The 23544-nt window shown below is 68.9% G+C and carries 22 protein-coding genes; 13 read left to right on the top strand and 9 right to left on the bottom strand.

The features are described from left to right. Position 1 precedes the first annotated feature (1 nt). The 4 genes from DFR39_RS01360 to DFR39_RS01345 all read right to left on the bottom strand — a co-directional run bounded on the left by DFR39_RS01360 (position 2) and on the right by DFR39_RS01345 (position 3749). Positions 2-925 (bottom strand): branched-chain amino acid transaminase, encoded by a 924-nt coding sequence (locus DFR39_RS01360; RefSeq protein ID WP_133601737.1) that lies wholly within the window; start codon positions 923-925, stop codon positions 2-4. A gap of 91 nt (positions 926-1016) precedes the next feature. Then, positions 1017-1403: a hypothetical protein gene (locus tag DFR39_RS01355; protein ID WP_133601736.1), complete on the bottom strand. Its 387-nt coding sequence runs from the start codon at positions 1401-1403 to the stop codon at positions 1017-1019. A gap of 87 nt (positions 1404-1490) precedes the next feature. Beyond that, positions 1491-2852, bottom strand: a complete 1362-nt coding sequence (gene radA / locus DFR39_RS01350; RefSeq protein ID WP_133601735.1) for a DNA repair protein RadA — start codon at positions 2850-2852, stop codon at positions 1491-1493. A gap of 21 nt (positions 2853-2873) precedes the next feature. Continuing rightward, a complete protein-coding gene (locus DFR39_RS01345) occupies positions 2874-3749 on the bottom strand; it encodes a hypothetical protein (RefSeq protein WP_133601734.1) in 876 nt (291 codons plus the stop codon). Between the two features lie 152 nt (positions 3750-3901). On the opposite strand from DFR39_RS01345, the gene DFR39_RS01340 reads away from it, so the two are divergent. Together DFR39_RS01340 and DFR39_RS01335 are read left to right on the top strand one after the other, a co-directional pair. Then, positions 3902-4537, top strand: a complete 636-nt coding sequence (locus DFR39_RS01340) for a LysE family transporter (RefSeq protein ID WP_133601733.1) — start codon at positions 3902-3904, stop codon at positions 4535-4537. A gap of 63 nt (positions 4538-4600) precedes the next feature. Then, complete coding sequence (locus tag DFR39_RS01335) at positions 4601-5482, top strand: DMT family transporter (RefSeq protein WP_133601732.1); 882 nt, start codon at positions 4601-4603, stop codon at positions 5480-5482. On the opposite strand, the gene DFR39_RS01330 is transcribed toward DFR39_RS01335, so the two are convergent. Genes DFR39_RS01330 through alr form a run of 3 tightly spaced genes read right to left on the bottom strand, consistent with a single transcriptional unit; the run spans position 5483 to position 8594 of the window. Next, on the bottom strand, positions 5483-7015 hold the full coding sequence (locus tag DFR39_RS01330) for an EAL domain-containing protein (protein ID WP_133601731.1): 1533 nt from the start codon (positions 7013-7015) through the stop codon (positions 5483-5485). 49 nt (positions 7016-7064) lie between these two features. Then, positions 7065-7469 (bottom strand): alternative ribosome rescue aminoacyl-tRNA hydrolase ArfB, encoded by a 405-nt coding sequence (gene arfB / locus DFR39_RS01325; protein ID WP_133601730.1) that lies wholly within the window; start codon positions 7467-7469, stop codon positions 7065-7067. Between the two features lie 15 nt (positions 7470-7484). Then, positions 7485-8594: an alanine racemase gene (gene alr / locus DFR39_RS01320; protein ID WP_133601729.1), complete on the bottom strand. Its 1110-nt coding sequence runs from the start codon at positions 8592-8594 to the stop codon at positions 7485-7487. Positions 8595-8758: 164 nt separating this feature from the next. Here alr and lplT point away from each other — a divergent pair, with 164 nt between their 5' ends. Beyond that, complete coding sequence (gene lplT, locus DFR39_RS01315; protein ID WP_133601728.1) at positions 8759-10036, top strand: lysophospholipid transporter LplT; 1278 nt, start codon at positions 8759-8761, stop codon at positions 10034-10036. Between the two features lie 92 nt (positions 10037-10128). Here the strand turns inward: lplT and DFR39_RS01310 are convergent, their stop codons facing one another. Further along, positions 10129-11082 (bottom strand): hypothetical protein, encoded by a 954-nt coding sequence (locus DFR39_RS01310; RefSeq protein ID WP_133601727.1) that lies wholly within the window; start codon positions 11080-11082, stop codon positions 10129-10131. Between the two features lie 212 nt (positions 11083-11294). Between DFR39_RS01310 and DFR39_RS01305 the strand changes: the two genes are divergently transcribed. The 4 genes from DFR39_RS01305 (at position 11295) to DFR39_RS01290 (ending at position 15500) form a co-directional block, all read left to right on the top strand. Continuing rightward, positions 11295-12167: a DMT family transporter gene (locus DFR39_RS01305; RefSeq protein WP_133601726.1), complete on the top strand. Its 873-nt coding sequence runs from the start codon at positions 11295-11297 to the stop codon at positions 12165-12167. 42 nt (positions 12168-12209) lie between these two features. Next, positions 12210-12698 (top strand): glutathione peroxidase, encoded by a 489-nt coding sequence (locus DFR39_RS01300; RefSeq protein ID WP_133601725.1) that lies wholly within the window; start codon positions 12210-12212, stop codon positions 12696-12698. 162 nt (positions 12699-12860) lie between these two features. Next, entirely contained in the window at positions 12861-14591 is a 1731-nt protein-coding gene (locus DFR39_RS01295) for an AMP-binding protein (RefSeq protein WP_133601724.1), read from the top strand. Positions 14592-14594: 3 nt separating this feature from the next. After that, a complete protein-coding gene (locus tag DFR39_RS01290) occupies positions 14595-15500 on the top strand; it encodes a bile acid:sodium symporter family protein (protein WP_133601723.1) in 906 nt (301 codons plus the stop codon). A 29-nt stretch (positions 15501-15529) separates the two neighbouring features. On the opposite strand, the gene DFR39_RS01285 is transcribed toward DFR39_RS01290, so the two are convergent. Further along, positions 15530-16204: a Crp/Fnr family transcriptional regulator gene (locus DFR39_RS01285; protein ID WP_133601722.1), complete on the bottom strand. Its 675-nt coding sequence runs from the start codon at positions 16202-16204 to the stop codon at positions 15530-15532. Positions 16205-16263: 59 nt separating this feature from the next. On the opposite strand from DFR39_RS01285, the gene DFR39_RS01280 reads away from it, so the two are divergent. The 6 genes from DFR39_RS01280 to DFR39_RS01255 all read left to right on the top strand — a co-directional run bounded on the left by DFR39_RS01280 (position 16264) and on the right by DFR39_RS01255 (position 23544). Then, on the top strand, positions 16264-17370 hold the full coding sequence (locus tag DFR39_RS01280) for a DUF2332 domain-containing protein (protein ID WP_162849369.1): 1107 nt from the start codon (positions 16264-16266) through the stop codon (positions 17368-17370). A gap of 103 nt (positions 17371-17473) precedes the next feature. Further along, positions 17474-18202 (top strand): substrate-binding periplasmic protein, encoded by a 729-nt coding sequence (locus tag DFR39_RS01275; RefSeq protein WP_133601720.1) that lies wholly within the window; start codon positions 17474-17476, stop codon positions 18200-18202. Between the two features lie 101 nt (positions 18203-18303). Then, positions 18304-19650, top strand: a complete 1347-nt coding sequence (locus tag DFR39_RS01270; RefSeq protein ID WP_133601719.1) for a glutamate carboxypeptidase — start codon at positions 18304-18306, stop codon at positions 19648-19650. Between the two features lie 60 nt (positions 19651-19710). Next, positions 19711-20904, top strand: coding sequence for an amino acid aminotransferase (locus tag DFR39_RS01265; RefSeq protein WP_133601718.1), 1194 nt, complete (start codon positions 19711-19713; stop codon positions 20902-20904). 125 nt (positions 20905-21029) lie between these two features. Then, on the top strand, positions 21030-22289 hold the full coding sequence (locus DFR39_RS01260; protein WP_133601717.1) for a D-amino acid dehydrogenase: 1260 nt from the start codon (positions 21030-21032) through the stop codon (positions 22287-22289). Positions 22290-22299: 10 nt separating this feature from the next. After that, on the top strand, positions 22300-23544 hold the full coding sequence (locus DFR39_RS01255) for a serine hydrolase (protein ID WP_133601716.1): 1245 nt from the start codon (positions 22300-22302) through the stop codon (positions 23542-23544).

The raw sequence follows: 23544 nt of genomic DNA, 5'->3' as shown, positions 1-23544 counted from the left end.
CTCAGACCAGGGTCAGCCAGTGGGCGTACTTGGGGTTGCGGCCGTTGACGATGTCAAAGAAGGCCGCCTGGATCTTCTCGGTGATGGGGCCGCGCGAACCGGTGCCCAGCTCGATGCGGTCCAGCTCGCGGATGGGCGTCACTTCGGCGGCGGTGCCGGTGAAGAAGGCCTCGTCGCAGATATAGACCTCGTCGCGGGTGATGCGCTTTTCCACCAGCTTCAGGCCCAGGTCCTGGCAGATGTGGAAGATGGTGTTGCGGGTGATGCCGTTGAGCGCGCCGGCCGAGAGGTCGGGGGTGTAGACCACGCCGTTCTTGATCACGAACAGGTTCTCGCCCGCGCCCTCGGATACAAAGCCCGAGGGATCCAGCAGCATGGCCTCGTCATAGCCCTCGTCCGTGGCTTCCATATTGGCCAGGATGGAGTTGGTGTAGTTGCTCACCGCCTTGGCCTGGGTCATTGTGATGTTGACGTGGTGGCGGGTGTAGCTGCTGGTCTTGACGCGGATGCCGCGCTTCAGACCTTCCTCGCCCAGGTAAGCGCCCCAGGCCCAGGCGGCCACCATCAGGTGCACCTTGTTGCCCTTGGGGCTCACGCCCAGCTTCTCGGAGCCGATCCAGGTCAGGGGGCGCAGATAGCAGCTCTCGAGCTGGTTCTCGCGCACCACCTGCTTTTGCGCGGCCTCGACCTGTTCGATCGTGAAGGGGATCTTCATGCGCAGGATCTTGGCGCTGTTGAACAGGCGCTCGGTGTGCTCGCGCAGGCGGAAGATGGCCGTGCCCTTGTCCGTCTTGTAGGCGCGCACGCCCTCGAAGGCGCCGCAGCCGTAGTGCAGGGTGTGGGTCAGCACATGGATCTTGGCATCGCGCCAGTCGACCAGCTGGCCGTCCATCCAGATCTTGCCGTCGCGGTCTTCCATGGACATGGGGAACTCCTGTTGCTGCAAAAGGTGTTGGGGCGGGTGAGCCGCCGATTTTATGCGCCCCCGGGGCCGCGGCCCCGGCTTGGCGCAGGCCTCAGGCCTGGGGTTCGGCGGGGCGCTGCAGGCTCCAGCGCGCCACGCGGCCGCCTTCCAGCACCACCTCCACGCTGACGCCGCCCGGATCGGCCCAGACATAGGTCTCGGGCGTGTCGGCCGTCTTACGGCCCAGGCTCAGCGTCAGCGGCAGCACATCCACCAGCTTCATGCCGGGCTTGAGCTTGGCATTGAGCATGATGGCGCTGTCCACATGGCCGACGGGCGAGCTGCCCGCCATGCGCATCACGCGCATCAGGCGGGTGAACTGCATCAGCAACCAGAACACGACGGCCGTGAGCGCCAGGATCACGCCTTTCCAGCCATAGAGAACGCCGCCCAGCACCAGGGCGGCCAGGGCTAGGGCCCCACCAATCCATTGATTCATGGGGCGGGATGCTACCGTGTCGCCGGGTCCGTATCGGCCAGGGTGGGCGCTGGCTCAACGCGGTCAAGGCTGAAGTCAGGCTCTTGGTCAGAGCCCGCGCGCCAGCTCCATGGCTTCCTCGATGCGCTCCACGCCATGCACGGTCAGGCCCTCAATGGGTTTTTTGGGCGCATTGGCCTTGGGCACCACGGCCACGCTGAAACCTAGTTTGGCCGCTTCCTTGAGCCGCTCCTGGCCGCGCGGCGCGGGTCGGACCTCGCCGGCCAGACCCACCTCGCCAAAGGCGATGAAACCCTTGGGCAGGGCGCGGCCACGCAAGCTGCCCTGGATGGCCAGGAGCACGGCCAGGTCGGCCGCGGGTTCGCTGATGCGCACGCCGCCCACGGCGTTGATGAACACGTCCTGGTCCATGGTGGCCACGCCCGCGTGGCGGTGCAGCACGGCCAGCAGCATGGCCAGGCGGTCGCGCTCCAGGCCCACCGAGAGCCGGCGCGGACTGGGGCCGCCGGCATCCACCAGGGCCTGCAGCTCCACCAGCAGGGGGCGCGTGCCCTCCAGCGTGACCAGCACGCAGCTGCCCGGCACCGGCTCGCCATGGGTGGAGAGGAAGATGGCGCTGGGGTTGGCCACGCCCTTGAGCCCCTTCTCGGTCATGGCGAAGACACCGATCTCGTTGACCGCACCAAAGCGGTTCTTGATCGCGCGCACCAGACGGAAGCTGCTGTGGGTGTCGCCCTCGAAATAGAGCACCGTGTCCACGATGTGCTCCAGCACGCGCGGCCCGGCGATGGCGCCCTCCTTGGTCACATGGCCCACCAGCACCATGGAACAGCCCGTGGCCTTGGCCGTGCGGGTGAGCTGGGCGGCGCACTCGCGCACCTGGGCCACCGAGCCGGGGGCGGAGCTGAGCTGCTCCGAGTAGAGGGTCTGGATGGAGTCGATCACGCAGAAGTCCGGGGACTCGGCCTCGATGGTGGCCAGCACCTTCTCCAGATTGATCTCGGCCAGCACCCGCACCTTGTCCCCGGCTAGACCCAGGCGGCGGGCACGCATGGCCACCTGGGCGCCGCTCTCCTCACCGGTGACGTAGAGCACCTTCTGGGACTGGGACAGGGCATCCACCGCCTGCAGCAGCAGGGTGGACTTGCCGATGCCCGGGTCGCCGCCGATCAGCACCACACCGCCGGCCACGATGCCGCCGCCCAGCACCCGGTCCAGCTCCTCCAGCCCGGTGGCGGTGCGCTCGAAGTCGCGCGCCTCGATCTCGCTGAGCGTGGCCACCGGCTGACTCTTGGCCAGGGCCTGGTAGCGGTTCTTGCCACTGCCGCCCGTCTCGGCCGGCCCCTCGATCAGGGTGTTCCAGGCGCCGCAGCCCGGGCATTTGCCCAGCCACTTGGGGCTGGTGGCGCCGCACTCGCTGCAGCTGAAGACGGTTTTTTCCTTGGCCATGCGGCGATTGTCGCCGCGCGATCAAGCCGCCTGGAGCAGGCGCAGGGCGTGGGGCAGGGAGTCGGCCTGGGGCAGCCAATGGTCCAGCAGCAGGCCCAGGGCCACGCCCAGCACCAGCATGGCCAGGGCGGGCTTCCAGGTGTGGGCCAGGGCTCGACGCAACCAGCCCTCGCGCTGGCGCCGCCATGCAAAGCCGCCGGCCAGGCCGGCCAGACCCAGCTCCAGCACCACGGCCATCAGCACGTCCACGCCGAAGAGCGCGAACACGCCCAGGCCCAAGAGGGTCATCAAGAGGGCGCCTAGGGCGAGCACCACCAGCAGGGGTACGGCCACGACCGCGCCTTCGTCCGAATCCAGGGCCGCGGCGCCCAGCTTGGCGGTCTGGCCGGCGATCTCGCCCGCGGCCTCGCCCAGGCCGGTGCCGGCGTCCAGCACATCGTCCACCTCGAAGCTGCCGCTGGCGCCGCCGCCGCCAAAGTCGCCGCCCCCGCCCGTGCGGATCGGCACGCTGCTGCCCGTACCGCCACCGCCGCGGGGTGTGGGCAGCAGATCCAGGCCATCCAGCACGTCGGGCGTCTGGTCCAGCAGCTGCGAGTCCCGGCCCAGCAGATGCCCGGCCCACAGGCGCAGCAGCCCGAGGTAGAGCAGATAGCTGATGGGCAGGGCGATCGCATAGCGCCAGGCCAGCGATTCCACACCCAGCACCCGCAAGAGGCCGCCGGCCGCCATCAGTCCGCCCAGGGTCAGCAGGGCGATCAGCAGCACATGCAGGCGCAGCCAGCGCTCGCGCTGCAGGCGCTGGCGGGTTTCGCGCACAAAGGCGCGCTCGCGCTGCTGCGGCGAGTGTCGATGCTGGCTGGCACGGCTGCGTGCGCGGTTGGCGGCGGTGGGGGGCATGGGGTGTCGCTGCGTCAGACGTGGAGGCAGACCACCGTCGTCGCAGCCCTGCTGGTGTCGCGATCTGGGCGAGTGGCGGACCAAACCGAGCTCGGTGGCAGCGGGTCGATGCCGGGCATGCTACAACGCTGTTCGGTTGCAGGAGTTACATCATGGAGTTTTCAGTCTGGCTTGGCTTTTTTGCCGCCTCGTGGGCGATCAGCCTGTCGCCCGGCGCCGGCGCCATTGCCGCCATGAGCGCGGGCCTGAACCATGGCTTCAAGCGCGGCTACTTCATGACCTTCGGCCTGGTGCTGGGCATCCTGACCCAGATCGTGCTGGTGGGTGCCGGTCTGGGCGCCCTGATCGCGACGTCCTCATTGGGCTTTGCCATCATCAAATGGTTGGGCGTGGCCTATTTGGTCTATCTGGGCGTGCAGCAATGGCGCGCGCCGGCCAAGCCCTTGGTGGCTGAGACGGGCGAGGCTGAAGGCAGTCGGGTGACGCGCAGGCAGCTGGTGCTGCGTGGCTGGGCCATCAATGCGGTCAATCCCAAGGGCACGGTCTTTCTGCTGGCCGTGGTGCCGCAGTTCCTGGATCTGCAAGCGCCGCTGGCCCCGCAGTACGCGGTGATCGGCGCCACCCTGATGTTCACCGACCTGGTCGTGATGGCCGGCTACACCGCACTGGCCGCGCGGGTGCTCTCGGCGCTGCGCTCCGAGTCGCATCTCAAGCTGATGAACAAGACCTTTGGTTCGCTCTTCATCGCGGCCGGCGCCCTGCTCGCCAGCTTCAAGCGCGCGCTCTGAGTCCCCGACTTCCCAGGCAGGCCGCCGCTGGGCGGCCTTTTTCTTGCCCCGTTTTCCTCGCGCATGTCCCATCTTTCCGACCGCTGGCTGTTCTGGGTGCCCACGCTGATCTGGGCCAGCACCTGGCATGTGATCCTCTATCAGCTGGAGGCCGGCGTGCCGGTGGTCAGCTCGGTGGCCTGGCGCTTTGCCCTGGCGGCTGTGCTGCTGGCGGCCCTGGCCTGGCGCCAGGGGCAGTCCTTGCGTCTGCCGCGTTCGGCCCATGCCCTGGCCCTCTTGACCGGCGTGGTGCAGTACAGCGGCAACTACTGGTCGGTGTACGAGGCCGAGCGCCACATCCCCTCCGGTCTGGTGGCGGTGCTGTTCTGTCTGATGGTGTTCGGCAATGCCCTGTCCGGCCGCGTGTTCTTCGGGCAGCGGGTCAGTCGCGGCTTCTTGCTGGCGGCGGCCGGCGGGGTGAGCGGGGTGGTGATGATCTTCTGGCCTGAGATCGCGGCCACGGGCGCCCGACCCACGGCCCTGCTGGGTCTGGGCCTGGGTCTGGCGGCCGTGCTGGCCGCCTGCATCGGCAATGTGCTCACCCTGACCCTGACCCGGCGTGGCCTGCCCCTGGTGCCCGTGCTGGCCTGGAGCATGGGCTATGGCGCGCTTTTCATGGGTGGCCTGGCCTTGATGAGTCAGGGCGGCCTGCAGTTCAGCTGGACCAGGTCCTATGGCCTGAGCCTGCTCTACCTCTCGGTTTTCGGCTCGGTGGTGGCCTTTGTGCTGTATTTCAAGCTGGCCCAGCGCCAGGGGCCCGCGCGGGCGGCACTGACGGGCGTGATCATTCCCGTGATCGCCCTGGGTATCTCCGCGGCCTTTGAGGGCTGGCGGCCCAGCATGCTCTCGGTGCTGGGCATGGCACTGTGCCTGGGCAGCATCTGGATGGCTCAGCGCCAGCGCTGATCAACGGTCGGCCATCCAGCGCATGAAGTCCTCAGCACTCTGAGGGCGGCCGTAGACATAACCCTGGATGGCATACACGCCCATGGCCGCCAGCTTGTGCACTTGGTCCTCGGTTTCCACGCCCTCGGCTATGGTCTGCAGCCCCGACTGCCGGGCAAACTGCACGATGGCATCCAGCACCGGCCGTTTGGCGTCGGAGCCGCTGCGCAGGGTGTCCACGAACATCTTGTCGATCTTGAGCGTGCCGATGGGCAGCTCCTGCACATAGGAAAAACCGCCGAAGCCGGTGCCGGCATCGTCCAGCTTGATCTCTATGCCCGCCTGGACCAGCAGGCTGAGCATCTGCCGGCCCTTGACCAGATCGTGGAACTGCCGCCTTTCGGTGATTTCCACCGAGACATTGCGGCTTTGCAGGCCCTGCTCGGCAATCAGCTGAGACAGGGACTGGCCGTAGCTGGGGCTGTCCAGCTGCTCGGGCACCAGATTGATGCTGACGAACTGATCGGTGCCGGCCCAGCCGAAGCGGGCGACGTCCTTGATGACCTGGCGGGTGAGCTGCTCGGTGATGGGCAGGATCAGGCCGCTGTCCTCCGCATAGGGGATGAACTGGCCCGGCGGCACAAAGCTGCCGTCGGCGCGCCGCCAGCGGATCAGGGCCTCGGCCCCCAGGATGCGGCCATCGCGGGAGTCCACGATGGGCTGGTAGAAGGGCACGAAGGCATTGCGCCGCAGGCCCTCGCGCAGCAGAAAGTCCAGGGAGCTGCGTGACTTGAGCAGCTTGTGCATGCCCAGGGCCAGGGCGGCGGCCACCAGGGTGGCGATCAGCAGGCTGGCCAGCCAGCCCTGCAGCCGGTAGTGCTCGGCAAAGCGAGCGTCCGCCTGCAGGGTGAGCACCATGCCCAGCTCGCCCTCCTGTCCCTGGATCTCGTGGCTCAGGCTGCTGCTGCCGCGCAGTCCGCCCCCCTGCAGCTGCAGGGGGGGCGTGCCCTGGATCTTGAGGCTGAAGCGGCGGCACTGGGCACAGCTGGCCTCGCCGACCGCATCGAGATTGGGGGGCTCCAGCGCCGCCAGGTATTGCAGCCCCTGCTGCTCGCGGCTCAGGAACAGCCCGTAGCGCCCCTCGCCGGGTTCCAGCGCGATCAGGGACCATTGGGCGTCGACCTTGTGCACCCGCTTGGCGCCGTTCCAGGGCACGCCCACCACATGGCTGCGGCACAGCAGCTCGCCCTCGCGTGCGATGGCCATCCAGCGCACGCCGGCATTGCTGAAGGTGCGTCGGGCCAGGGACAGGCTCAAGCCCCCCTCGCAGGCGCGGGCCTCGGCGGGGTCCAGGGCCAGCAGCTCCTGGCCAGCCTGTCGCAGCGAGGCCTGGAACTCGTGCAGCAAGGCCTCGCCCTGCAGGCGCAGCTGGCGCTGGGCGAATTGCTGGTTCAGCGAGCCCAGCAAGCCCAGGCCCAGCAGGGTGCTGAGCACAAAGGTGCACAGGACGATGAGCCGGTCTTGCGGGACACGAGCCAAAAGCGTGGGGCGCATGGGTCAACCTGAGGGAATGGTGCCCGCATATTAAGCGGGCACGCGTGACTCAGACCCGGAGCTTGCCCCGACCTGCCTTGACTTCGCCACGCAGGGCCTTGCCGGTCAGGCGGCGCTGCTGCGAGCCCCAGCTGGGCTTGGTGGCGCGCCGCGCCTTGGGGGTGTGGGCCACGCTCTGCACCAGGGCCTGCAGCCGGGCGATGGCCTCCTGGCGGTTGGCTTCCAGGCTGCGCGAATCCTGTGCCTTGATCACCACCACGCCCTCGCTGCTGATGCGTTGGTCGGCCAGAGCCAGCAGGCGCTCCTTGATCGCCGCCGGCAGGCTGGAGCGCCGGATGTCAAAGCGCAGGTGTACCGCGTTGGACACCTTGTTGACGTTCTGCCCACCGGGCCCGCTGGCCCGTATGGCGCTGATCTCCAGCTCCCAGTCCGCCGGCGTCCAGTGCAGCAGCATGGGGCCGGCCGGGACTCAGCCCAGGGCTTCCAGATGCATGGGCACGCGGCGGGTGATGGCACACATCAGCTCATAGCCGATGGTGCCGCCGGCACGGGCCACTTCGTCGATGTGCAGCACGCTGCCCTTGGGGCCCTGACCCCAGAGTGTGACCTCGCTGCCGAAGCCGGCCTGGGGCAGATCGCTCAGGTCCACGGTCAGCATGTCCATGGAGACACGGCCCACGGTGCGGCTGCGCCGGCCGTCCACCAGCACCGGGGTGCCGGTGGGGCAGTGGCGGGGGTAGCCGTCGGCGTAGCCGCAGGCCACGATGCCGATGCGCATGGGCTTGTCGGCGGTGAAGCTGCTGCCATAGCCCACGGTGTCGCCGGGCTGCAGGTTCTGCACGCCGATGATGCGCGAACGCAGGGTCATGGCCGGGCGCAGGTCCCAGTGGGCGGCGTCGTGCTCCGGATAGTCGGGCACGCCGCCATAGCTCATGATGCCGGCGCGCACCCAGTCACTGCGCACGCGCGGGGTGTGACGCAGGGTGGCGGCGCTGTTGGAGAGCGAGCGCTCACCCGGCAGGTCCTGGGTGACGGCCTCGAAGGCGGCCAGCTGGTGGGCAATGCCGTCCTGGCCGAAGCGCAGGGCGTCGGCATCGGAGAAATGCGTCATCAGCGAAATCTCGTCCACCTGGGGCAGGGCGTTGAGCCGGGTCCAGGCGGCGCGGAAGGCCGAGGGCGTGAAGCCCAGGCGGTTCATGCCGCTGTTCATCTTGAGGAAGACGCGATGCGGCTCATGGGTCTTGTGCATGGCCAGCCAGTCGATCTGCTCCTGGCAATGCACCGCATGCCACAGGCGCAGGCGCGAGCACAGCTCCAGATCGCGGGCCTCGAAAGCGCCTTCCAGCAGCAGGATGGGGCCGCGCCAGCCCAGCTGGCGCAGCTGCTCGGCCTCGGCAAAGTCCAGCAGGGCGAAACCGTCGGCGCCCCGCAGGCCCTCATAGGCGGCGGCAATGCCGTGGCCGTAGGCATTGGCCTTGACCACGGCCCAGACCTTGGCGTCCGCTGCGCAGGCCCGGGCGCGGGCCAGGTTGTGGGCGAGGGCGGGAGCGTGGATCAGGGCTTCGATGGGGCGCGGCATGGGGCGCATTGTGGCACCCCGCAGCCGCGGGCCAGCGCGGGCGCCGACCTAGGGATTGCATGGCCTGCATGCTATAAAGCCGCGCTCGTGCCCACTTGTGGAAGCTCCTTCCGGGTGCCAGGCCAGCCTCGTTCGCAAGCACCAGACCTTCTCACCCCGGGCCGATGAAAAAAGGTTTCTACACCATCATGTCAGCGCAGTTCTTCAGCTCGCTGGCTGATAACGCGCTGTTCGTCGCCGCCGTGGAACTGCTGCGCACCTCGGGCGAGCCCGAGTGGCAACGCGCCGCCCTGGTGCCCATGTTCGCCCTGTTCTATGTGCTGCTGGCGCCCTTTGTGGGCGCTTTTGCCGACGCGGTACCCAAGGGCAAGGTGATGTTCTACTCGAACAGCATCAAGGTCGTCGGCTGTCTGATGATGCTCTTCGGCAGCCACCCCCTGCTGGCCTATGCCATCGTGGGCCTGGGCGCGGCGGCCTATTCGCCGGCCAAGTACGGCATCCTCACCGAGCTGCTGCCCCCCTCCCAGCTGGTCAAGGCCAATGGCTGGATCGAGGGCCTGACCATCGCCTCCATCATCCTGGGCGTGCTGCTGGGCGGGCAGCTGGTGGGCGACAAGATCTCGGCCATGCTGCTGGGCCTTGATCTGCCCATGATCAATACCGGCATCGACAGTGCGCCCGAGGCCGCCATCGCGGCCCTGGTCAGTCTGTATGTGGTGGCGGCCCTCTTCAATCTGCGCATTCCGCGCACCGATGCCGCCCTGCAGCCCCTCTCGGGCAGTCCCCTGTGCCTGGTGCGCGACTTTGCCCAGTGCAACTCGCGCCTGTGGCAGGACAAGCTGGGCCAGATTTCCCTGGCCACCACCACCCTGTTCTGGGGCGTGTCCGGCAATCTGCGCTACATCGTGCTGGCCTGGGCGGCCGCGGCCCTGGGTTATGGCACCACGCAGGCGTCTAGCCTGGTGGGGGTGGTGGCCATTGGCACGGCCGTGGGCGCCGTGGTCGCCTCGGTCTGGATGCGCCTGGACCAGGCCACCCGCGTGATTCCCCTGGGCATTGCCATGGGTCTGTTGGTGATCCTGATGAACTTCATCAGCAATGTCTGGGTGGCGGCGCCGTTCCTGATCATCCTGGGCGGCATCGGCGGCTTCCTGGTCGTGCCCATGAACGCCCTGTTGCAGCACCGCGGCCACAATCTGATGGGCGCCGGCCGCTCGATCGCGGTGCAGAACTTCAATGAGCAGGCCTGCATCCTGGGCCTGGGCGCGCTCTACACCGGCCTGACCAAGTTCGGCATGTCCGCCTTCGGCGCCATCACCATCTTCGGTCTGGTGGTGGCCAGCACCATGTGGCTGATCCGCGGCTGGCATCAACGCAACTGCCAGCAGCATCCGGCGGAGCTGGAGCGCCTGCTGAGCATCGCCCGCAGCGATCATCACTAGCCCACCGCCGGCGCGCTTCGCGCGCGCCTCCAGGGGACAGGCCCGGCGGCCCGGCTGAGCCGGATCCGCGGGCCTCGCCCAGCGGTCAGGGTTCAGCGGCCGCGGCCGCGCAGCTTGGGGGCGGGTGCCGGCACGGCCGGCTCGCCACTGAGCACGCGCTCGATATGCTCGGACCAGGCCCGGGAGATCTTGAAGCTGCCGCTGTGGTTGAGATGGATCTCGTTGTGCCAGTCGCCGCTGATGCCGGTACTGCCCGGGGCGGCCAGGGCCAGGGGCACGGCCGTGCTGTCGAACACATGCAGGCCGGGGAAGTTCTCCTGGTCGGCGGCCAGGCTCTTGAGCAGCTGCGCCAGATGCATGACCATGAGCCGGCTCACGGCCGCCCAATCGGCGCTGGGCACGTTGTAGGCCTTGAGCGTGGGATAGAGCCAGGGGCCGCTGCCCTCGCTGGCGGCCGGGCGTGGCATGGGCACGGCATAGCAGTGCATGAACACCGGCTTGCCCGCCGAGGGGCCCTGGTCGCGCAGGCTCAGCAGATGGCGGATATTGGTGCGCAGATAGTCCGCATAGGTCTGCCAGCCCGGCTCCGAGAAGTAGCGGGCCACGCCTTGCGAGGGCGCGCCCCACTCGGTCTGGTGGCGCAGCAAGCGCAGATGCAGGGGGATCAGACCGGCCGGGGTCGGGTCTTGCCCCGGCGTGTGGGCCGGTGTGCGCGCCGCCTCGATCAGGTCATTGCCCCCCACGGACAGCAGCAGGCCGTCCCAGACCGGGGCGTCCTGGCCGGTGAGCAGTCTCACGAAGTCGGGGGCGGACTCCAGGTCCACCATATGGGACAGGGCCTCGCCCTGACCGGCGCAGTTGATGGCCATGGCGCGCTGCTTGAAAACAAGTTCCTGCAGCAGATTGGCATGTGCCCCGAGCCGGGCGGCGGCCGTCGAGAACCAGGAATCCCCTTGGGCCAGCAGGTGCCAGCGGTAGCCGTCCAGCAGGGCGGCGGGGTTCGTCGAGGGCAAGTCTGCCGGTGTGAAGCAGGCCAGATGATCCAAAAGAAGCTCTCCCTAGATGGCTCGAACGGTGAGGGCGGGACGCGGGCACCGCAGCCGAATTGGAAGGCCAGGGCCATGCGTTTCGCCATGCTATAAACCCTGGGCATTGTTGGCCGGTCCGCAGCGGCTTTGCCAGCGCATTTCAGGGGGTTGTTGCAGCCAGCCAACCCTCCCGTTTCCCGCCCTCATGTCAGCTGGGCGTCATATCGCCCATGCCTGCCCTGCTTCCCTATTTCGCCCTTGTCTTCAATGCCCTGGTCTGGGGCCTGTCATGGTGGCCTTTCCGGCAGTTTCAGGAGGCTGGTCTGCATCCCTTGTGGACTACGGTGCTGCTCTACGCCCTGTCCCTGCTGGTCATCAGCCTGAGTGCCGGACGGCGGGCCTGGGCGGAGTTCTTCCGCCATCCCAGCCTGTGGCTGATCCTGCTGGCCGCGGGCAGCACCAATGCCGCCTTCAACTGGGCGGTCTCCATGGGCGATGTGCTGCGGGTGGTGCTGCTCTTCTATCTGATGCCCTTGTGGGCGGTGCTGCTGGCCCGGCTCATCTTGAAGGAGCCGCTGCGACCGGCGGCCCTGGCGCGTATTGCCATGGCCCTGGCCGGGGCTGCGGCCGTGCTGTGGCCGGCCGAAGGCGGCTTCCCCCTGCCTGCCAGCGCGGCCGACTGGCTGGGTGTGCTCGGCGGCCTGTGCTTCGCGCTCAACAATGTGATGCTGCGCCGCGAGGCGGCCCGCAGTCCGCAGGCCCGCGCCCTGGCCATGTTTGGCGGCGGGGTGCTGGTGGCCGGTGCCGTGGCCACCTTGATGACGGGCGGCGGCCTGATGGCCGCTCCCAGCCTGCCGGGCTGGCTCTGGGCGCTGCCCCTGTTGCTGATGGCCCTGGTGTTCTTCTTGTCCAACCTGGCCCTGCAGTACGGGGCCAGCCGCCTGCCGGCCAATATCACGGCCATCGTGATGCTGGTGGAGGTGCCGGCGGCGGCGCTGTCGGCGCTGTGGCTGGGCGGCGGCGTGCTGGACACCAAGACCGCCATCGGCGGCCTGGCCATCCTGGGGGCGGCCGTGCTGGCCGCGCTGGAGCGTCAGCGCTAGCATCCCGCACAAGGCTCCCGCCCCGGGGGCAAGGAAAAGCTCATGTCCCAGACCGTCTATGACTTCCAGGCCCAGACCATCCGCGGCGAGGCCGCGGACCTGGCCCAGTACCGCGGCAAGGTGCTGCTGATCGTCAACACCGCCAGCGCCTGCGGCTTCACGCCCCAGTTCAAGGGCCTGGAGCAGCTCTGGGAGGACTATGCGGCCCGCGGCCTGGTGGTGCTGGGCTTTCCCAGCAATGAGTTCGGCGGCCAGGACCCTGGCAGCAATGAGGAGATTGCCTCCTTCTGCGAGATGAACTACGGGGTCAGCTTCCCGATGATGTCCAAGGTCCGCGTCAATGGCGCCGAGGCCCACCCCCTGTGGCAGTGGCTCAAGAGCGAGAAGCCGGGCTTTCTGGGCACCGAGGCCATCAAGTGGAACTTCAGCAAGTTTTTGCTGGGCCGGGACGGCCGGGTGCTCAAGCGCTATGCGCCCAACGAGGCGCCGGACAAGCTGCGCGCGGACATCGAGGCGGCGCTGGCGGCGTGAACGCCTAATGCACCTACGCCCGGGACTGGATTGGTAGAAGCCTGCTGGACAGGCGGCCCTCATTCGCTAACCTTCGCGCCGCTGCGTCCGGTTTGGGCGCGGCCGCGCCGGCCGGTCCAGCCGGTGCGTACTGCCTCAACGCCTGGGCCGCGCCTTCGATCCATGACCGATTCCGCCTCCCCTTACGCTCGTAAACCCTGGCTGCAGCATTACGGCAGCAGCATCCCGGCCGAGCTGGCCGCACCCACGGTGCCCCATCTGCCGGCCATGGCCCGTGAGGCCGCCCGGCGCTACGGCGCGCAAACCGCCTTCACCTGCGTCATGCCCAATGGCATGTACGGCTCCCTGAGCTATGCCCAGGTGGACGAGATGAGCGACGCCCTGGCGCACTACCTGCGCGGCGTGTGCAAGCTGGAGCAGGGAGACCGCGTGGCGGTGCAGATGCCCAACTGCCTGAGCTATCCGGTGGCCCTGCTGGGCATCCTGAAGGCGGGTTGCGTGGCGGTGAACACCAACCCGCTCTACACCGCCCAGGAGATGGCGCACCAGTTCAAGGACAGCGGTGCCAAGGCCATCGTCATCGTGGACATGTTTGCCGACAAGCTGGAGTCCATCCTGGCCCAGACCGGCATCCGGCATGTGCTGATGACGCGGGTGCCCGAGTTCTTCCCGCCGGTGGTGAAACCCATCGTCTACGGGGTCATGAAGTACTGGAACCGCTTGGTGCCGGCGCACGGCATGACGGTCACGCGCCTGCCCGAGGCCCTGGCCCAGGGCCGGGCTCAGGCGGGAGACCTGAGTTCTTATGTGCAGGGCCTGGGCCAACAGAGCCTGGCCCTGCTGCAGTACACCGGCGGCACCACCGGCGTGGCCAAGGGCGCCATGCTGACCCATGGCAATCTGCTCTGGAATGTGGAGCAGATGCTGGGCATGACGCGCAGCCATATCGACGAGGGCAAGGAGGTGGTGCTGACCGCGCTGCCGCTTTATCACATCTTCGCCTTCACGGTGAACTTCCTCACCATGTACCGCATGGGGGCCCGCAACATCCTGGTGCCCAGCCCGCGGCCCATCCAGAACCTGCAGCGCGCGCTGGAGAACTACCGCATCACCTGGCTCACCGGCGTCAACACCCTCTACAACGCCTTGCTGCGCGAGGAATGGTTCACCGCCTATCCGCCCAAGCACATCAAGGCGGCCGGCGGCGGCGGCGCGGCCATGCACCACGCCGTGGTCAAGCATTGGGAAGAGACCACCGGCGCCCCGTTGGTGGAGGGCTACGGCCTGACCGAGAGCAGCCCGGTGGCCTGCTTCCAGCCGCTCAACAGCGGTCGCCGGGTGGACACCATCGGCATTCCGGTGCCCATGACCGAGATCCGCCTGGTGGACGATGCCGGCCAGGACGTGCCCTTGGGGGCGCCCGGCGAGCTGATCCTGCGCGGCCCCCAGGTCATGCAGGGCTACTGGCAGCGCCCCGAGGAAACCGCCCAGGTGCTCAAGGACGGCTGGCTCTACACCGGCGATGTGGCGGTGATGAGCGAGGACGGCACCTTCAAGATCGTGGACCGCAAGAAGGACATGATTCTGGTGAGCGGCTTCAATGTCTACCCCAACGAGATCGAAGATGTGCTCACCCAGCACCCCGGGGTGATGGAGGCGGCGGTGATCGGCGTGCCCGATGCCAAGACGGGCGAGGCGGTGCGCGCCTATATCGTCAAGGGCGACGCCGCGCTGACGTCCGAGGCCGTACTGGCCCACTGCCGCCAGCAGCTCACCGGCTACAAGATGCCGGTCCATGTGGAGTTCCGCGACGAGCTCCCCAAGACCCCGATCGGCAAGATCCTGCGCAAGGACCTGCGTGCCGAAGTCCTGGCCGCCCTGAAGAAAGCCTGAACCATGTTGAGCGAACTCGAGACCAAGCTGCTGGGCGTGATGATGATGGTCATCATGCTGGGCATGGGCGCCAGCCTGACCTTCAAGGACTTCGCCATCGCCCTGCGCAAGCCCCAGGGCCTGATCGTGGGCCTGTTGTGCCAGTACGGCCTGATGCCGGCGATCGCCTACTTCCTGGGCCAGGCCGTGGGCCTGCCCCCGGCCTATGCCATCGGCCTGATCCTGATGGGCTGCATGCCCGGTGGCACGACCAGCAATATCTTCACTTACTTCAGCAAGGGCACGCTGAGCCTGTCCATCCTGATGACCATCAGCTCGACCCTGGTGGCCATCGTCATGGTGCCGCTAACTCTGGCCTTCTACAGCCAGGGCATCGAGGGTGACTGGAAGATCCCGCCCGGCAATGTCATCCAGGTGCTCTTCGTGTTGCTGGTGCCCACGCTGCTGGGCATTGTGCTGCGCAAGTGGAACGCCAATGTGGGCGCGGTCATCGAGATGATTGGCGGCCTGCTGGGCGTGCTGGTCATCCTGTTCCTGATGGGCTCCTGGGTGCCGCGCAACTTCCAGCTGCTGCTGGACACGGGCTTCCCGGTCTACGCGGCCTCCATCGGCCTGGGCCTGCTGGGCTTTGTGCTGGGCTTCGGCCTGTCTCGCCTGCTGCGCCAGGACCCCCAGCGCTCGCGCACCATTGCGCTGGAGACCGGCATCCAGAACGGCCCCCTGGCCGTGCTCATCGTCACGCTCACCTTCACCGGCACGCAGCAGCAGGATGTGTTGCTGATTCCGGTGCTGTACTCCTTCTTCATCGTGCTGACCAGCTCCATGGTGACCATCTGGTTCCGTGGCATCACGCGGCGCGAGGAGCTGGCGCGCGACCAGAGCAAGATCGGGGCCTTGTCCAAGGCCTGAGCGCCGTGCAGGCCGGGGCCCGCCCGGTGTCAGCGGGCCTGCACCCACAGCCGGCCATAGCCGCGGCGCAGCTCGCCCCGCGCCACGGCCTCGCCCAGCAGCTGGTTCACCGTCTGGCGTGAGAGATGCGACAGGGCGGCCAGCTCGGCCTGGGTGGCGGCCACAGCCTGCCAGCCCCCGGCGTCGGCCGCGAGGCCTCGCTCGCGCGTCAGCTGAGCCAAGGCGAGGGCGAAGCGCTGGGATGCGCTGCGGTGGCGTGCCGCCTCCAGCAGGCGCAGATTGCCGTCAAAGCGCAGGGCGAACTCGCGCAGCAGAGCGCGGGCAAAGCCCGGCTGCTCGTCCATGAGCAGGGTGTAAGCCGCCGGGCCGATCACCAGCAGGCGGCTGGGGCGCCGTGCCAGGGCCTCGTAGCCGGCGGGTCGCCCCGTGGCAAAAGCGGCCAGGCCAAAGAGGCGCGGCGCCTGCACATGCTCCAGCACCGAGACATGGCCGTCCTCGCCGGTGAGCCGGGCTTCGATCTCACCGGTCACCACGGCGTAGAAGGCGCTGCAGGTCTGGTCCTGGGCGAAGAGCGTCCGGCCGCGCGCCAGGCGCTGTAGACGCAGCAGGGGGCGCAGGCGCCCCTGCATGGCTGGGGCCATGTGCATGCCGGGAAAGTTTGCGGCCAGCACCGCGTCCAGGGCGGTATCCACGGAGTCATCCATGCATGCATTGTCGGGTACCCGACAGTTGCGGCGCGGCGGTGGGGCTAGGCTTGTGGCCCATGGACATCGCCACCCTGCTGCCCGCCTGGGCCGCCCAGTACCGCCGCTTCGCCGAGTCCGAGTGCCAGGACGACCCGCTCTATGTGGCGATCTGCCTGGCCCTGGCCGAGAGCCCCGAGATGCTGGCCCTGATGGCCGAGGCGCCCGAGACCCAGCGCCGGCCCAATCTCTTGCTGGCGGCCCTGCATGAGCGCCTGCTGGCGGGTGTGGCCCACCCCCTGGCGACCTACTACCCCAGCTGTGGCGGCCAGCGTGCGCCCGACGGCGAACTGCCTGGTCTGCTGCTGGACCTGGTGCGTCAGGAGCGGGCCGGGCTGATCCAGCATCTGCGCAGCCGGGCCACGCAGACCAATGAGATTGGGCGTTGTGCGGTGCTCTGGCCGGCGCTCTCGCATGTGGCCCAAGTGACGGGCCGCAGCGAACTGGCGCTGTTTGACTTCGGCAGCAGTGCCGGACTCAACCTGGCCGTGGACCGCTACCGCTACGACTACGGCCCCATGGGCCAGCGCGGCGCGCCCGAGGCGCCGGACACGCCGCGCCTGGCTTGCCGCTGGCAGGGCGAGGCGGCCTTGCCCGGCGCTGCGCCCTGGCGCCTGGTGGCCCGCCTGGGCTGCGATCTGGCGCCCGTGGATGTGCGGGATGCCGATGCCACGCGCTGGCTGCGCGCCTGCCTCTGGCCCTGCGATCTGGAGCGCGCACGGCGCCTGGATCTGGCGCTGGGCCTGGCGCGCCGGCACGGCGATCTGCGGGTGCAGCCATCCAGCCAGGGGCTGCTGCTCCTGGAGCAATGGCTGGACGCCTTGCCTCCCGGCGTGCAGCCGGTGCTGCTCAACACCTGGGTGCTGGCCTACTTCGAGGCGCAGGCGCTGCAGGCCTATCGCGCCCGGGTGGCCGATCTGGTGCGCCGGCGCGGTCTGGCCTGGCTGAGTGCCGAGGCGCCCTCGCTCGCTCCGCCAGAAGCCCGGCCGCCCGAGGCCCTGCCGGCCGGCTATCAGGCGGGCTCGACCAGCTTGTGGACCCTGCAGATGGCCGAGGCCGGGGGCGTCCGCACCCAGGCCTTGGCCTGGTCGCATCCGCATGGGCGATGGCTGCACTGGCTGAGCTGAGCCCCAGCCTCGGGCCCCAGACCGCCCCCGCATCCCCAAAAGCCATGACCCTGTAAGAGTTGACAAGCGCAATCTGCCCTGTGGGGCGTAAGCTGGCTCTGCCATGCGTCGTCGCACACTGCTCATGCTGGCCCCGGGGCTGCCGTTCTACCCCGGCGCGCTGCAGGCTCGCTCAAGAACTGCCCTGGTGGTGGGGAGTGCCGACCCGCCGTACCGCATTTTTGCCCCGAGCGGCGCCACGGGCCTGTACTACGACCTGCTCAACGAGGCTGCGTCCCGCCTGGCTTGGCCCTTGCGCTATGAAGAGACGCCCTCCGCCCGTGCCCTGCGCATGATGGAGCTCGGCGAGGCCGATCTGATGGTCGGCCCCTTCCGTTCGCCCGAGCGCGAGCGCTTCATGATCTACACACAGGCTCCCCTGCCGCCCGTCGCGATTGCCTTCTACACCCGGCCCTTTGCGCCCGTGATCAAGGTACCGGCCGATCTGCTCGGCCTGCGCATCGCTGTCCACCGCGGCAAACGCTATGGCCCTGAGTTCGATGGCGACGCGCGCCTGAGCCGGCATGCACTCAACAACTACCGAACGGCGTTCGAAATGGTGGTGCGAGGGCGGCTGGATGTGGTGGTGATCCCGGAACTGCAAGGGGATCTGCTGCAACAGGAATTGCAGCTGGAGCTGGTCAAGCAACCCCTGCGTATGGCGGCCCAGCAAGCCCATGTGGTGCTTTCCCGGCGTTCCCCCTGGCAAAACCGGCAAGGTGATCTGGAGCGTGCATTTCGTGCCATGCGTGAGGATGGGAGCTGGCAGGCCATTTTGCAGCGCTACCGCTAGTGGTATCTGGGCGAGGGCCGTATCGTCCTGGCCTGAACCGTCTCGCAGCCTCGGTGGCTCAGGCTAGCATCAAGCTTCCCATTCCTGAACAGGCCGCCAGCATGAGTACTCTGCGCCCATCTTTCGTCGCTCGCCGGTCCCTGCTGCAGCAGGGCTTGGCCGCCCTGGCCCTCAGCGGTGGCCTGATCGGCCTGCCCCAGCCCGGCTGGGCCCAGAGTCCTCTGCTGGCCCCCGAGGTGGTGCAGGCGCTGGTCGCCAAGGAGCAGGCGGCCTTTGTGCAGACGCTGAAGTCCCTGGTCGAGATCGAGTCGGGCAGCAGCGACCGGGAGGGGCTGGAGCGCATTGCCGCCCTGGTGGCCGAGCGGCTGCGCGCCGCGGGCGGTCAGGTGGAGCTGATCGAGCCCAGCGAGGCCGAGATCTACAAGATGTTCGACACGCCCGAGCGCATCGGCCCCATGGTCAAGGCCACGTTCAAGGGCAAGGGCAGCCGCAAGATCCTGCTGATCGCCCATATGGACACGGTGTATCCGCGCGGCATGCTGGCCCAGCAGCCCTTCCGTGTGGAAGGCAGCAAGGCCTATGGCCTTGGCATTGCCGACGACAAGCAGGGCGTGGCCATGCTGCTGCATGTGGTGGGTCTGCTCAAGCAGCTGGGGGTGCATCAGGACTGGGGCCAGCTGACGGTGCTGATCAACTCGGACGAGGAGATCAGCTCCCCGGGCTCGCGCGCCACCCTCACCCGCGAGGGCCGGGCTCACGATGTGGTGCTGTCCTTCGAGGGCGGCGGCGCGCCCGACGGCCCGGACCAGCTGCGCCTGGCGACCAGCGGCATTGCCGCGGCCAATCTGCTGGTCAAGGGCCGGGCCTCGCATGCCGGGGCTTCGCCCGAGCGTGGCGTCAATGCCCTGTACGAGCTCTCGCACCAGCTGCTCAATGCCCGCGATCTTTCCGACCGTGCGGTGGGCCGTCAGGTGCACTGGACCCTGGCCCGCGCCGGCATCGTGCGCAATATGATCCCGCCGGCCGCCGAGGCCTCGGCCGATATCCGCGTGGAACGCGTGGCGGACTTTGACGGCATCGAGGCCGCGCTGCGCGAGCGCATCAAGAACAAGCTGCTGCCCGAGTCGGAAGTCAGCCTGAGCTTCGAGCGTCGTCGTCCGCCCCTGCAGGCCACGGACGCCGCCCGGCGCCTGGCCGCCCATGCCGAAAGCCTGGCCAAGGCGCAGGGCACGCCCCTGGTCGTGCGTGATGTACCCACCGGCGGGGGCACCGATGCCGCCTTCGCCGCCCTCAACACCCAGGCCCCGGTGATCGAGGGCATGGGCCTGCGCGGCTTTGGCGCCCACACCACCAATGCCGAGTATGTGCAGCTCGACTCCTTCGTCAGCAAGATGAGCCTGACCCTGCGCCTGATCGCCGATATTGCCAGCGGCCGCGCCCGCTGGTGAGGCGCGAGGCATCAGGCTGGTGATAATGGCGGCCGACATCCGCATCTTGGAGTTCCCACCATGTTCCAGCACGTCGATGCCTACGCCGGCGACCCCATCCTGAGCCTCAACGAAGCCTTCCAGAAGGACGAGCGCCCGGGCAAGATCAATCTCTCGATCGGCATCTATTTCGACGACGACGGCCGCATCCCCATGATGGACTCGGTGCGCCGCGCCGAGCTGGCCGTGGTGGCCGAGGCCGGTGCCCGCCCCTATCTGCCCATGGAGGGCCTGGCGGCCTTCCGCACGGCGGTGCAGGGCCTGCTCTTCGGTGCCGAGCACCCGGCGCTCAAGGCCGGCCGCGTGGCCACCATCCAGAGCGTGGGCTCCAGCGGCGGCCTCAAGGTGGGCGCCGATTTCATCAAGCGCTACTTCCCCGGCAGCGCCATCTATGTCTCCGACCCCACCTGGGACAACCACCGCGCCGTCTTCGAGGGTTCGGGCCTGGAGGTCAAGACCTACCCCTACTACGACCCCAAGACCGGCGGCCTGCGCTTTGCCGACATGCTGGAGACCCTGCGCGGCCTGCCCAAGCACAGCGTGGTGCTGCTGCACGCCTGCTGCCACAACCCCACCGGCGTGGACCTCACGCCCCTGCAGTGGGATGAGCTGATCCCGGTGCTGGCCGAGCGCGAGCTGCTGCCCTTCCTGGACCTGGCCTACCAGGGCTATGGCGACGGTCTGGAGCAGGATGCCTTTGCCATCCGCGCCCTGGCGGACGCCGGCCTGTCCTTCTTCGTGGCCAATAGCTTCTCCAAGAACATGAGCCTGTATGGCGAGCGCTGCGGCGCGCTGTCGGTGGTCTGCCCCGACGCGCAGCAGGCCGCCAATGTGCTGGGCCAGCTCAAGTTCATGATCCGCCGCAACTACTCCAACCCGCCCATGCACGGCGGCCAGGTGGTGGCCCGGGTGCTGAACGACCCCGAGCTGCGCACCCTCTGGGAGGGCGAGGTCGAGGAAATGCGCGAGCGCATCCTGGCCATGCGCAACGCCCTGTTCGATGTGCTCAGCGCCAAGCTGCCGGGCCGCGATCTGCGCTACTTCCTGACCCAGCGCGGCATGTTCAGCTACACCGGTCTCTCGGCGGAGCAGGTGGACCGCCTGAAGAACGAGTTCGGCGTCTACCTGATCCGCTCGGGCCGCATGTGCGTGGCGGGTCTGAACACCCGCAATGTGGAGGCCACGGCCGCCGCCATGGCTGCGGTGCTGGCCTGATCACCCCAGGTTAAGCCGCCCGGGCCCCACATTCGCCAGGGTTATAGCGTCCGCCACGGCTTTCATTGGCCCGGCGGGCCGCTGCTCCCTTACCCTGCCGGGCCAAGCCAAGCCCAAGGGACAGGATGAAGCAGATTGTGGTGATCGGGGGTGGGGTGGTCGGCCTGACGACCGCCTGGACCCTGGCCGAGGAGGGCCACCAGGTCACGCTGGTGGAGCGCGAGGCCGCCCTGGCCGAGGGCGCCAGCCGTGCCAATGGCGGCCAGCTCAGCTACCGCTATGTCTCGCCCCTGGCCGATGCGGGCGTGCCGCTCAAGGCCTTGCGCTGGCTGCTGGACCCGGACGGCCCGCTGCGCTTCAAGCCCGAGCTGCGCTGGCACCAGTGGGCCTGGATGCTGGCCTTTCTGCGCGCCTGCCGTGGGCCGGTGAACCGCCGCAGCACCGAGCGCCTGCTGGCCCTGGGTGCGCTCAGCCAGCAGGCCTTTGCGCAGATGCAGCAAGCGGCTCGTCTGGACGCCATCGCCCTGCGCGCGCCCGGCAAGCTGGTGATCTACCGCAAGCCCGAGGAGTTCGCCCGCGTGGCGCAGCGCCTGCGCGCCACCCCCGGCGGCCCCGAGCAGATCCTGGACCATGGCGAGTGCCTGGCCCTGGAGCCCGCCCTGGCCCTGGCCGACAGCCGCTTTGCCGGCGGCATCTTCACCCCCGGCGAGGCCGTGGCCGACTGCCACGCCCTGTGCCTGCAGCTGGCCGAGCGCCTGCACAGCCACCCCAATTTCCGCGGCGTGCAGCGCGCCGAGGGCCGCAGCTTCCGCCTGGAGGGCGGCCGCGTGAAAGCCCTGATCGCCCGCGACGGCCAGGAGATCGGCGGCGACGCCTTTGTGCTGGCCGCCGGCCTGCACAGCCGCGGCCTGGGCAAGAGCCTGGGCCTGGACCTGCCGCTCTACCCGCTCAAGGGCTACAGCCTGAGCGCGCCCATCGTGGCCGGCGAGCACCGGCCGCCCGAGGTCAGCGTGACCGATTTCGAGCGCAAGGTGCTCTATGCCCGCATCGGCGCGCAGCTGCGCGTGGCGGCCATGGTGGATCTGGTGGGCGACGATGCCCGCATTGCCCCGCAGCGCATCGCCTCGCTCCAGCGCGCCTGCAGGGCCATCTTCCCGCGGGCCGCCGACTACGAGCGCGCCGAGCCATGGGCCGGCCTGCGCCCGGCCACGCCCAGCGGCGCGCCCATCCTGGGCGCCAGCGGCGTGGCGGACAACCTCTGGCTCAATGTGGGCCATGGCGCCCTGGGTTTCACCTTCTCCTTCGGCTCGGCCCGCATCGTGGCCGATCTGATGGCCGGCCGCCCCAGCCCCCTGCCGCTGGACGGCCTGCAGCTGGCGCGCTGAGGCCCGACGCATGAACGACCCCGCCCTGGCCGAAGCCCTGCGCCGGGCCGTGCTGGCCCAGGATTTCATGGCCACGCCCGACGGCCTGCGCGTCGGCGCCCCGCTGGAGGCCTTTCCCAGCCTGGACCTGGCCGTGGCTGCTTTCCCCGAGGGAGGGCGCCCCTTCTGGGCCAATGTGCTGTTCTCGCGCGAACACCCTGAGGGCGTGGTCGCCGAGATCGGCCCCGAGGCCGGCACGGTGCGCAACATCGACTTCCGCGCCGATGTGCAGAACGCCCAGGGCGACTCCATCGCCTGGCTGCCCGGGGCCGACTGGTCGCGCCTGGACTTTGCACCCCTGGCCGGCCCGCAGCACGGCGGCGCGCCGCGCTTTGTGGCGCCTTACCCGGCCTCCCTGCTCAAGCTCATGGTGCTGGTCGGGGTGGCCCGCCTGATCGACCAGGGCCGGGCCAGCTGGACCGAGGATCTGGAAGACCAGGGCAGCTCGCGCCGCGTGGCCGACTGGGCCTTCGATATGGTGGCCATCAGCTGCAACCGCGCCACCTCGGCCCTGGTTGTGCTGCTGCACGCGCGCGGCGCCATCCGGCGCGATGCCGCCAGCGGCCAGGAGCTGCACAACGCGCTGCACCAGCTCTTCCAGGATCTGGGCCTGCCTACCTTGCGCCTGGCCGGCACCCGGCCCGAGGGCGGCTGGGGCAATGCCGCGGGCGCGGGTGTGGGCCGCATCCAGATGACGGCCTGGGACAGCCTGCGCCTGCTCTGGCTCATCGACCCCGCCGCGCCGCCCGCGCCCTGGCTGGGGCCGGAGCACGCGCCCCTGCTCAGCCCGCTCTCGCGCAGCTGGGTGCTGCACACCCTGGAGCAGCAGGCCCTGCACGAGATCCTGTCCAGCGGCCTGCTGGCCGGCCTGCCCGGCCATGTGGAGGGCCTGCCCGCCCGCCTGCCCGGGCGCTGGCTCAAGCCCGAGGACGGCAGCGCCCAGGCCGGCGAACGCGCCTTCCCCGGCGATCTGCGTGCGCGTGTGCAGCAGGGCAGCCTGCTCTTTGCCCACAAGACCGGCACCACCGAGAACTACGCGTCCGATGCCGGCATCGTGCGCGGCGTGGCCCCCGGCGCGCGCCGCCACTATCTGATCGCGCTGACCAGCAATCTGGGCCGCCGCTACGCCCCCGACCCGCGCGCCGCCAGCACCTGGCGCCTGCCGGCACTGGGTCGCGCGGTGGATGACTATCTGCGCAGCCGCCTGGGAGAATGA

The organism is Roseateles asaccharophilus (assembly GCF_004362405.1).
Lineage (GTDB): Bacteria > Pseudomonadota > Gammaproteobacteria > Burkholderiales > Burkholderiaceae_C > Kinneretia > Kinneretia asaccharophila.
Note: the sequence above shows the minus strand (reverse complement) of the source record. Positions and strands in the feature narration are given on the sequence as shown.

Bases quoted from the DNA above. Each gene is read 5' to 3' on its own strand.
- DFR39_RS01290 (WP_133601723.1), top strand. From the start codon at position 14,595: ATGTTGAGCGAACTCGAGACCAAGCTGCTGGGCGTGATGATGATGGTC.
- DFR39_RS01335 (WP_133601732.1), top strand. From the start codon at position 4,601: ATGTCCCATCTTTCCGACCGCTGGCTGTTCTGGGTGCCCACGCTGATC.
- DFR39_RS01340 (WP_133601733.1), top strand. From the start codon at position 3,902: ATGGAGTTTTCAGTCTGGCTTGGCTTTTTTGCCGCCTCGTGGGCGATC.
- lplT (WP_133601728.1), top strand. From the start codon at position 8,759: ATGAAAAAAGGTTTCTACACCATCATGTCAGCGCAGTTCTTCAGCTCG.
- DFR39_RS01300 (WP_133601725.1), top strand. From the start codon at position 12,210: ATGTCCCAGACCGTCTATGACTTCCAGGCCCAGACCATCCGCGGCGAG.
- DFR39_RS01345 (WP_133601734.1), bottom strand. From the start codon at position 3,749: ATGCCCCCCACCGCCGCCAACCGCGCACGCAGCCGTGCCAGCCAGCAT.
- DFR39_RS01280 (WP_162849369.1), top strand. From the start codon at position 16,264: ATGGACATCGCCACCCTGCTGCCCGCCTGGGCCGCCCAGTACCGCCGC.
- arfB (WP_133601730.1), bottom strand. From the start codon at position 7,469: ATGCTGCTGCACTGGACGCCGGCGGACTGGGAGCTGGAGATCAGCGCC.
- DFR39_RS01305 (WP_133601726.1), top strand. From the start codon at position 11,295: ATGCCTGCCCTGCTTCCCTATTTCGCCCTTGTCTTCAATGCCCTGGTC.
- DFR39_RS01275 (WP_133601720.1), top strand. From the start codon at position 17,474: ATGCGTCGTCGCACACTGCTCATGCTGGCCCCGGGGCTGCCGTTCTAC.
- DFR39_RS01285 (WP_133601722.1), bottom strand. From the start codon at position 16,204: ATGGATGACTCCGTGGATACCGCCCTGGACGCGGTGCTGGCCGCAAAC.
- DFR39_RS01255 (WP_133601716.1), top strand. From the start codon at position 22,300: ATGAACGACCCCGCCCTGGCCGAAGCCCTGCGCCGGGCCGTGCTGGCC.
- alr (WP_133601729.1), bottom strand. From the start codon at position 8,594: ATGCCGCGCCCCATCGAAGCCCTGATCCACGCTCCCGCCCTCGCCCAC.
- DFR39_RS01260 (WP_133601717.1), top strand. From the start codon at position 21,030: ATGAAGCAGATTGTGGTGATCGGGGGTGGGGTGGTCGGCCTGACGACC.
- DFR39_RS01360 (WP_133601737.1), bottom strand. From the start codon at position 925: ATGTCCATGGAAGACCGCGACGGCAAGATCTGGATGGACGGCCAGCTG.
- DFR39_RS01265 (WP_133601718.1), top strand. From the start codon at position 19,711: ATGTTCCAGCACGTCGATGCCTACGCCGGCGACCCCATCCTGAGCCTC.
- DFR39_RS01355 (WP_133601736.1), bottom strand. From the start codon at position 1,403: ATGAATCAATGGATTGGTGGGGCCCTAGCCCTGGCCGCCCTGGTGCTG.
- DFR39_RS01270 (WP_133601719.1), top strand. From the start codon at position 18,304: ATGAGTACTCTGCGCCCATCTTTCGTCGCTCGCCGGTCCCTGCTGCAG.
- radA (WP_133601735.1), bottom strand. From the start codon at position 2,852: ATGGCCAAGGAAAAAACCGTCTTCAGCTGCAGCGAGTGCGGCGCCACC.
- DFR39_RS01295 (WP_133601724.1), top strand. From the start codon at position 12,861: ATGACCGATTCCGCCTCCCCTTACGCTCGTAAACCCTGGCTGCAGCAT.
- DFR39_RS01330 (WP_133601731.1), bottom strand. From the start codon at position 7,015: ATGCGCCCCACGCTTTTGGCTCGTGTCCCGCAAGACCGGCTCATCGTC.